Origin of the sequence: Rhodococcus sp. (in: high G+C Gram-positive bacteria), assembly GCF_049591685.1 — a bacterium.
Classification (GTDB): domain Bacteria; phylum Actinomycetota; class Actinomycetes; order Mycobacteriales; family Mycobacteriaceae; genus Rhodococcoides.
The window spans coordinates 1-7017 of record NZ_JBAWFH010000101.1; the positions used below are offsets into that span (position 1 = coordinate 1).

Here is a 7017-nt window from a genome sequence, read left to right on the forward strand (position 1 = left end):
GCCCAGGCTCGTGCGTCTGACGCACTCGGGCGGCAAACGCAAGGCGAAGAAGATCGCGCTCGTCGGCAAGGGCATCACCTTCGATACCGGCGGCATCTCGATCAAGCCCGCAGCCGGTATGGAGAACATGACCTCCGACATGGCCGGAGCCGCTGCCGTCATTGCGACCGTAATCCTCGCCGCCAAGGTGGACCTGCCCCTCGACGTCGTCGCCACCGTACCCATGGCCGAGAACATGCCGTCCGGAACCGCGCAGCGCCCGGGAGACGTGCTCACCCAGTACGGCGGAATCACCGTCGAGGTCATCAACACCGACGCCGAAGGCCGCCTCGTACTCGCGGATGCCATCGTCCGCGCCTGCGAGGACGAGCCCGATTACCTCATCGACACCGCCACCCTCACCGGTGCTCAGGTTGTCGCACTCGGCAACAGGACTCCCGGCGTCATGGGCACCGACGAGTTCCGTGATCGCGTTGCCGAGATTTCGCAGGCAGTGGGCGAAGGCGGCTGGCCGATGCCGCTCCCGAAGGAGATCCGTAAAGAACTCGATTCCAAGGTCGCCGACCTGGCCAACGTCACCAACGGGCGCGCGGGTGGAATGCTCGCTGCCGCACTGTTCCTGAAGGAGTTCGTCGCCGAGGGCGTCGAATGGGCGCACATCGACGTGGCCGGTCCGGCGTACAACACGGGCGGACCGTTCGGCTACACCGGAAAGGGCGGCACAGGCGTGCCGGTCCGCACGATGTTCGCCGTCCTCGAGGACATCGTCGAAAACGGCTGAGCAAGTAGCAACGAGATCGGCAGGTCGGTCGCCCTCGATGGGCGATCGGCCGTGCCACCGGTTCACCCCGGCCAGTTCACTCCGCAGCGCGGCGTTTGAGAATCTTCTGCCGGGCGTCGTAGTCCCTCATGCGCTGCGGATAGCGCGTCTTTCGGACGTCGTACACGGGAATCTTCAGGTCCGGGCCGAGCTTTCGGATGTCGCGCTCGTCGACGGCGCGCCGAGTCCACTCACCGTCGTTGGCGACCAGTACGACGGTGACAGGAGTCACAGTCGTTTTGGGTTCGACGTAGGCTTCGACACCGATGCGCTCGGCCGTCCAGTCCGCCAGATACTGAGCCGTCGAACTCTCTTTGGTGCCTCTACCTCTGCCACCGCGTCGCGCGAAGCGATCGAACAAGCCCACTGAGTTGACTCCTGTCGTCGGTGCGTCCCATAGACGGTCGTTGTTCGCCCCACCGGCGTTACCGGTCAGTTTGCCAGTACGACTTCAGCCCTCGGGGAACGCACCGACGCGGGAGATGGAAGGATGAAGGTAGAGGGTTCAACTCTCTCGTTGTCGAGAATGAACGCCGATCGAAGAGGAAAGGGCTTCCAGGTGCCTGCTGTGACGAACTGCAGACTGCGGATCACCCGTTCTTTCGACCTCGGTGTGGACGCCCAACCGTCGGTGTCCACGGCGTCGATGAACGCAAATAACGCAAGTATCGTCCGCGAATCTTGCAACGCCAGCACAATGGTTTACGACCACAAGTCGTAAGACTGCATCTACCCGCATACAACTGTCGAGGAGTCAACAGACATGGCCTTCTCCGTCCAGATGCCAGCTCTTGGTGAGAGCGTCACCGAGGGAACTGTCACGAGGTGGCTCAAACAGGAGGGCGACACCGTCGAGGTCGACGAACCGTTGCTCGAAGTATCGACCGACAAGGTCGATACCGAAATCCCGTCCCCCGCTGCTGGCGTTCTGACGAAGATCGTGGCTCAGGAAGACGACACCGTCGAAATCGGCGCAGAGCTCGCTCAGATCGGTGACGCAGGCGAGGAGTCGGCGCCGTCGACCGAATCGCCGGAGTCCGCGCCGGCCGAAGAAGAGCCCACTCCCGCCGCAGAGCCCGAGCCCCAGGCCGAGGAGGAAACTCCAGAAGAAGCTTCCGCAGAGTCGAGTTCGACGTCGGGCAGCGGATCGAACGACTCCGGTTCCGGTACGTCGGTCAAGATGCCGGAGCTGGGCGAGTCGGTCACCGAGGGAACTGTCACCCGTTGGCTCAAGGCCGTCGGCGACGAGGTAGCCGTCGACGAGCCGCTTCTCGAGGTGTCCACGGACAAGGTCGACACCGAGATCCCGTCTCCCGTGGCCGGTACTCTGCTCGAGATCACTGCCGAGGAAGACGACACGGTCGAGATCGGCGGCCAGTTGGCTGTCATCGGATCGGGCGCACCGACCGAGAAGGCACCAGAGGCCCCCAAGCAGGAAGCTCCCAAGCAGGAGGCCCCCAAGCAGGAAGCTCCCAAGCAGGAAGCTCCCAAGCAGGAAGCTCCCAAGCAGGAGGCCCCCAAGCAGGAGGCCCCCAAGCAGGAAGCTCCCAAGGCTTCTTCGGGCGACGCCACTCCGTACGTCACGCCGCTCGTTCGCAAGCTGGCTGCAGACAACGACGTCGACCTGTCCAGCGTCAAGGGCACCGGGGTCGGCGGACGCATCCGCAAGCAGGATGTGCTCGCAGCGGCCGAGGCCAAGAAGGCACCTGCCGAGGCTCCCGCAGCCGCAGCGGCTCCGGCCGAGTCCGCGGCTCCCGCAGCACCCGCGACGGCAGGAGTTCGCCCCGAACTCGCTCACCTGCGCGGTACCACGCAGAAGATCAACCGGATCCGTCAGATCACGGCCAAGAAGACGCGTGAGTCGCTACAGACCACGGCACAGCTCACCCAGACCTTCGAGGTCGACGTCACGAAGATCGCCGCGTTGCGCACCAAGGCGAAGTCGACGTTCCAGAAGAACGAGGGCGTCAACCTGACGTACCTGCCGTTCTTCGCCAAGGCCGTCGTCGAAGCGCTCAAGGCGCACCCGAACGTCAACGCGAGCATCGACGAGGACAAGAAGGAGATCACCTACCACGCCGGTGTTCACCTCGGCATCGCTGTGGACACCGAGCAGGGCCTCCTCTCCCCCGTCATCCACAACGCAGGAGACCTGTCCCTCGCCGGTCTGGCGCGCGCGATCGCCGACATCGCCTCGCGGGCTCGGTCAAACGGCCTCAAGCCCGACGAGCTGTCGGGTGGCACGTTCACCATCACCAATATCGGCAGCCAGGGTGCACTGTTCGACACCCCGATTCTGGTTCCGCCGCAGGCAGCGATGCTCGGCACGGGCGCGATCGTCAAGCGTCCGGTGGTCGTCAAGGACGACGCGGGCAACGAATCCATCGGTGTTCGATCGATGGTGTACCTGCCTCTCACTTACGATCACCGTCTCGTCGACGGTGCCGATGCAGGACGTTTCCTCACGACGATCAAGCAGCGTCTCGAGGATGCTTCGTTCCAGGCAGATCTGGGTATCTAGATCGTCCGAGGCTGTCACCGTCCTGTCGTCGAATTGGGGCGGTGCCAGCAACACCGTGTTTTCAAGCAACACGGTGTTTCAGAAATACAGTCGGGGCACTACTCGCATTGCGAGTGGTGCCCCGAAACTGTCCAGGAGGCCAGCGGCATATGCGCGTCGTCATTGCAGGTTCGTCCGGTTTGATCGGTACCGCTCTCGTGGCGTCGTTGCGAGGCAAGGGGCACGAGGTAGCCAGGCTGGTTCGTCGCTCGCCGGCAGGGCCCGACGAGTTCCGTTGGGATCCCCCTCGAGGCGAGGTGGACGAGCAGGCGTTGCGCGGGGCGGACGCGGTGATCAATCTGTGCGGTGTCGGTATCGGCGACAAGCGCTGGTCCGGCGCGTACAAGCAGCAGGTGCGCGACAGCCGCATCACACCGACGGAAGTGCTCGCCGACACGTGCGTCACACACGGGGTTCCGACGCTCGTCAATGCCAGCGGGATCAACTTCTACGGTGACACCGGCGATCGAGTCGTCGACGAGACAGCTGCCGTGGGCGAAGGATTCCTTGCCGAGGTATGTCGAGATTGGGAGAAGGCCACGACTGCCGCATCGGCCGGCGGCGTTCGCACCGTCATGTTGCGCAGCGGTGTCGTCCTGTCGCAGCGCGGAGGCATGATGGACAAACTTCGGCCCCTGTACCTGCTTGCCCTCGGTGGGCGTCTGGGGAGCGGCCGGCAGTACTTCCCGTGGATATCGTTGGACGACGAAATTGCGGCCATCGTGCACGGCCTCGAGAACGACGCCGTCCGCGGCCCGGTCAACATGGTCGGCCCCGCACCGGTCACCAATGCACAGTTCAACAGCGCGTTCTCACGTGCGATCGGACGGCCCGCACCGTGGGCAGTCCCGGGTTTCGCTTTGAAACTGGTCATCGGCGAATTCGCGGAGGAAGCCATTCTCACGGGCCCGCGCGCGATTCCGAAGGTGTTGGAGGACACCGGCTTCGTGTTCACCCACAACACCGTCGGCGAGGCACTCCGAGCCGCAGTCGGACGCTGACACTGTTTCGGGAGCCGCTGTGCGCGGCGTACCGTCGACAGCTATGACCACCGCTGGAATCTCCGCACGGGAGAGTTCGGATCCCGTTCACGTCGACGAGATCGGCCGTATCGAGTACCACGACGCGTGGGCACGCCAACGCGAACTGGCCGAGATGCGCGCCGGGGGCGAGGGGCGAGACACCCTCCTACTGCTCGAACATCCTTCGGTGTACACCGCTGGTCGACGCACGGCGCCCGAGGACCGCCCACAGGACGGGACGCCGGTCGTCGACGTGGACCGTGGCGGGAAGATCACCTGGCACGGTCCCGGCCAACTCGTCGGATATCCCATCGTCAAGCTGGCCCAGCCCATGGACGTCGTCCAGTACGTGCGGCGCATCGAGGAGGCCCTGATCTCGGTGTGCACCCAGTTGGGTATCGACTGCGGGCGGATAGACGGTCGTTCCGGGGTATGGCTGGCAGCCGAGTGGCGCAACGGAGCGCTGCTCCCCGAACGCAAGATCGCTGCTATCGGCGTCCGAGTGCAGCGCGGGGTGACCCTTCACGGATTCTCGCTGAACTGCAATTCGTCGACGGCAGGTTTCGATGCCATCGTGCCGTGCGGCATCGCGGACGCGGGGGTCACTTCTCTGTCGGCCGAGCTGGGCCGCGACGTGACCGTGGCCGACGTGATCCCTGCTGTCTCGACCGCTGTCCTCGCCGCGCTCGACGGCGAACTGGTGGTCGTCGAGCACCCGGTGCACCGCGAATTGCCTGCGTCGCCGACGACGAACCCGCAGTTCTCGACCATCAGGTTCGGCGCGTAGCATCGAGAACGTGACTGTGGCCCCAGAAGGACGCAAATTACTCCGCCTCGAGATCCGAAACGCGGAGACCCCGATCGAACGCAAGCCCAACTGGATCAAGACCAAAGCGAAGATGGGCCCGGAATATTCCGAGCTCAAAGCCCTGGTCAAGCGCGAGGGCTTGCACACGGTCTGCGAGGAAGCCGGCTGCCCCAACATCTATGAATGCTGGGAAGACCGCGAGGCGACCTTCCTCATCGGCGGCGAACAGTGCACGCGACGGTGTGACTTCTGCCAGATCGATACCGGAAAGCCCGACGACCTCGACCGCGACGAGCCCCGCCGCGTGGCCGAGAGCGTTCAGGCCATGGGTCTGCGCTACTCGACGATCACCGGTGTTGCGCGTGACGATCTCGAAGACGGCGGCGCGTGGTTGTACGCGGAGACGGTTCGTTTCATCAAAAAGCTCAACCCGAACACCGGCGTCGAGTTGCTGATCCCGGACTTCAACGCCAAGCCGGATCAGCTGGCCGAGGTCTTCTCCTCACGCCCCGAGGTTCTTGCTCACAACGTCGAGACCGTGCCACGCATCTTCAAGCGCATCCGGCCGGCATTCCGCTACCAGCGCTCGATGGACGTCATCACCGCAGCGCGCGACGACGGCCTCGTCACCAAGTCCAACCTCATCCTCGGCATGGGCGAGACCCCCGAGGAAGTGCAGGAAGCGATCCGCGATCTGCACGAAGCAGGGTGCGACATCCTTACGATCACGCAGTACCTGCGGCCTTCCCCACGTCACCACCCGGTCGAGCGCTGGGTCAAGCCCGAAGAATTCGTTGAGCACTCCGACTACGCCACCGAGGTCGGTTTCGCCGGTGTCCTGGCAGGGCCGTTGGTCCGCTCGTCCTACCGGGCAGGCCGCCTGTACGCCCAGGCGATGCAGCATCACGGTCGTGAGCTCCCCGCGAGCATGAGCCATCTCGTCGACGGCGGTGAGGCTTCGCAGGAAGCCAGCTCGCTGATGGCACGCTTGGCTGCTCGCTAGATCATTCGTGCGGCGCGGTGCAACTGAGTGCTGTTGCGGGACGTATCCTGTGAGGCATGGCGAACGGCAGTAAAGCTGGCAAAGCAGGAAAGCCCAGCAAGGAAGCAAAGGCGGCCGCCAAGGCTGCGCGCAAGAAGGCATCGAAAGAACGTCGCGGGCAACTCTGGCAGGCATTCCAGATGCAGCGGAAAGACGACAAGCTGCTTCTGCCGCTGATGATCGGCGCGATCGTCGGGGTCGGCGTGATTGCGTTTCTCATCGGGCTGATCTTCAGCATCGAGTGGTTCCTGTTGCCGTTCGGAATCGTTCTCGGCGTGCTCGTCGCGTTCATCATTTTCGGACGTCGTGTGCAGAAGTCGGTGTACAAGAAGGCCGACGGCCAGGCAGGCGCGGCCGCATGGGCGCTGGACAACCTGCGCGGTTCGTGGAGGGTCACCAACGCGATCGCCGGAACCACGCAGCTCGATGCAGTCCACCGCGTCATCGGCCGCCCCGGTGTCGTTCTGGTCGCCGAGGGTGCCCCGCAGCGAGTGAAGTCCCTCCTCGCACAGGAGAAGAAGAAGACGGCGCGGCTCGTCGGCGACACCCCGATCTACGACATCGTGATCGGAAACGGCGAGAACCAAATTCCGCTGTCCGGTCTGCAGAAGTATTTGACCAAGCTGCCCAAGAACATCGACAGCAAGCGCATGGACACCATCGAGTCGCGGCTGGCCGCGCTCGGAACCAAGGGCGGACCGGCAATGCCGAAGGGTCCTCTACCGGGTGGCGCGAAGATGAAGGGCGTTCAGCGCACCATCAAGC

At 64.2% G+C, this 7017-nt stretch carries 7 protein-coding genes; 6 read left to right on the top strand and 1 reads right to left on the bottom strand.

From position 1 onward, the window contains the following. Nucleotides 1–781 (top strand): leucyl aminopeptidase (locus tag WBQ44_RS04590; protein ID WP_495565553.1); only part of this gene is annotated, 781 nt, incomplete at its 5' end. A gap of 76 nt (nt 782–857) precedes the next feature. Here the strand turns inward: WBQ44_RS04590 and WBQ44_RS04595 are convergent. Further along, nucleotides 858–1187, bottom strand: coding sequence for an oxidoreductase (locus WBQ44_RS04595; RefSeq protein ID WP_495565554.1), 330 nt, complete (start codon nt 1185–1187; stop codon nt 858–860). Nucleotides 1188–1583: 396 nt separating this feature from the next. On the opposite strand from WBQ44_RS04595, the gene sucB reads away from it, so the two are divergent. From sucB to WBQ44_RS04620, 5 genes are all read left to right on the top strand, one after another. Continuing rightward, nucleotides 1584–3341 (top strand): 2-oxoglutarate dehydrogenase, E2 component, dihydrolipoamide succinyltransferase, encoded by a 1758-nt coding sequence (gene sucB, locus WBQ44_RS04600; protein ID WP_495565555.1) that lies wholly within the window; start codon nt 1584–1586, stop codon nt 3339–3341. A gap of 149 nt (nt 3342–3490) precedes the next feature. Then, nucleotides 3491–4381: a TIGR01777 family oxidoreductase gene (locus WBQ44_RS04605; RefSeq protein ID WP_495565556.1), complete on the top strand. Its 891-nt coding sequence runs from the start codon at nt 3491–3493 to the stop codon at nt 4379–4381. A 43-nt stretch (nt 4382–4424) separates the two neighbouring features. Further along, a complete protein-coding gene (gene lipB, locus WBQ44_RS04610) occupies nt 4425–5189 on the top strand; it encodes a lipoyl(octanoyl) transferase LipB (RefSeq protein ID WP_495565557.1) in 765 nt (254 codons plus the stop codon). Between the two features lie 10 nt (nt 5190–5199). Further along, nucleotides 5200–6213 carry a lipoyl synthase gene (gene lipA, locus WBQ44_RS04615; protein WP_495565558.1) on the top strand — a complete coding sequence of 338 codons (1014 nt, stop codon included), beginning with the start codon at nt 5200–5202 and terminating at the stop codon, nt 6211–6213. Nucleotides 6214–6269: 56 nt separating this feature from the next. Continuing rightward, nucleotides 6270–7017, top strand: a 748-nt coding sequence (locus WBQ44_RS04620; protein ID WP_495565559.1) for a DUF4191 domain-containing protein, incomplete at its 3' end; no start/stop codon positions are given.